The sequence below is a fragment of the Xenorhabdus sp. IM139775 genome (assembly GCF_028598745.1).
GTDB lineage: Bacteria > Pseudomonadota > Gammaproteobacteria > Enterobacterales > Enterobacteriaceae > Xenorhabdus.
Map to the genome: position 1 here is coordinate 1 of NZ_JAQRFK010000169.1, position 1,812 is coordinate 1,812.

Below are 1,812 nucleotides of genomic sequence, written 5' to 3' on the forward strand. Positions count from 1 at the left end.
ACCCTGGTTGAAGCGGCTGAATATTACCGTCAAAAAAAACGTTAAAACACCCTAACGCTGACGAACAGGCTCGTCAGATATTTGTCGAGCGCATCCGTCATTATGAACAAACGGGCAAAGCGATTGTTTATCTGGATGAAAGTGGTTTTGAGCAGTCAATGCCACGAATACACGGTTATTCCCCAAAAGGACAGCGCTGTTTCGGTACACACGACTGGCAGGTAAAGGGACGTATTAATGCCATCGGTGCCATCATTAAAAATACCTTTGTGACCTTAAGCTTGTTTGCCGGGAATATTAATGCGGATGTTTTCCATGCCTGGATGACACAGGATTTGCTGCCCAAGCTTCCAAGCGGGGCCGTGATTGTGATGGATAATGCCTCATTCCATAAGCGGTATGACACACGACAAGCAATAGCCGACCACGGATGCCAGTTGGAATGGTTACCACCTTACAGTCCGGATTTAAATCCTATCGAACCCAAATGGGCGAAAGTAAAAGCCACAAGAAGACGGGAAAGATGCTCTATTGATGAACTGTTTATCAAACATGTAAGTTATGCCTAATTATATTGATTCTGATATATCAATGGGAAAGGGCAAAACGTCTGGGCGTTTCACAATCTGCTATCCATTACGCCTTGAAACGGCTGAAGCTCACCTTGAAAAAAAACGTTAAAACACCCTGACGCTAACGAACAGGCTCGTCAAATATTTGTCGAGCGCATCCGTCATTATGAACAAACGGGCAAAGCGATTGTTTATCTGGATGAAAGTGGTTTTGAGCAGTCAATGCCGCGAATACACGGTTATTCCCCAAAAGGACAGCGCTGTTTCGGTACACACGACTGGCAGGTAAAGGGACGTATTAATGCCATCGGTGCCATCATTAAAAATACCTTTGTGACCTTAAACTTGTTTGCCGGGAACATTAATGCGAATACTTTTCATGCCTGGATGACACAAGATTTGTTGCCAAAGCTTCCAGGCGGGGTAGTGATTGTGATGGATAATGCCTCATTCCATAAACGCCATGACACACGACAAGCGATAGCCGACCACGGATGTCAGTTGGAATGGTTACCGCCTTACAGCCCGGATTTAAATCCTATCGAACACAAATGGGCTGGAACAAAAACCATAAGAAGGCGAGAAAGATACTCTATTGATGAACTGTTCAAAGAACATGTGAGTTATGTCTAGTTATATTGATTCTGCTATACTGACCTTAAGGAGTGATACCTGGTTTGCGCGTTCAGGGCTGACAAAAGCGTTTTATTTTAAGGCAGGGCAGATTTGCCAATCACTCGGCAGCCAGATTGCTTCTAAATATGCTTTTGAACGGCTTTATGCGCAGTGGGGTAACTTTTACCGTTACGAGGGCTGGGTGCGGGAGTTTTACGTGACATCAACGGATTATCTGGCAGGCCGTTCAGGCTCAACCGAAGGACTGGCAAAATGGACATTCTGGGCAGAAACAGACCGGTGGATGCGAAATGCCTGGGCCAGCACCGGGTTTGCGTGTGGTCAGTAGCCGCATTGGACAGGGTTTCCCCGTTATCAGTGAAGTCAGTGGCTGTTTTAACAGCCACTGAGGGGGAATTTGTAATCTCGTCTTAATCGATTAAATATAAAATCAGTATGAGTTATTACGATTACTGGTATGTTTTATTTATAAAATTAAAACATAGATAACCATAATCACACAACAAAAAACATATTGGTGACATTAATGGAGATAATGAAACAGAGGCGATGCTATAATAAAAAATATCATTTAAATACAAAAATCATTACTTAACAATAACCC

3 protein-coding genes and 1 pseudogene are annotated in these 1,812 nt (G+C 43.5%); all 4 read left to right on the forward strand.

Features of this window, described 5'->3' with window-relative positions; genetic code table 11:
* Nucleotides 1–20 precede the first annotated feature (20 nt).
* The 4 genes and pseudogenes from PSI17_RS16660 (at nt 21) to PSI17_RS16675 (ending at nt 1,536) form a co-directional block, all read left to right on the forward strand.
* Nucleotides 21–569 (forward strand): IS630 family transposase, encoded by a 549-nt coding sequence (locus PSI17_RS16660; protein ID WP_443256048.1) that lies wholly within the window; start codon nt 21–23, stop codon nt 567–569.
* 17 nt (nt 570–586) lie between these two features.
* Nucleotides 587–691: pseudogene (locus PSI17_RS16665) on the forward strand (IS630 transposase-related protein); the annotation flags it as partial.
* 37 nt (nt 692–728) lie between these two features.
* A complete protein-coding gene (locus PSI17_RS16670; protein WP_273553028.1) occupies nt 729–1,205 on the forward strand; it encodes an IS630 family transposase in 477 nt (158 codons plus the stop codon).
* Entirely contained in the window at nt 1,198–1,536 is a 339-nt protein-coding gene (locus PSI17_RS16675; RefSeq protein WP_273553026.1) for a hypothetical protein, read from the forward strand. Before PSI17_RS16670 ends, PSI17_RS16675 begins: the two co-directional genes overlap by 8 nt.
* Nucleotides 1,537–1,812: the final 276 nt, after the last annotated feature.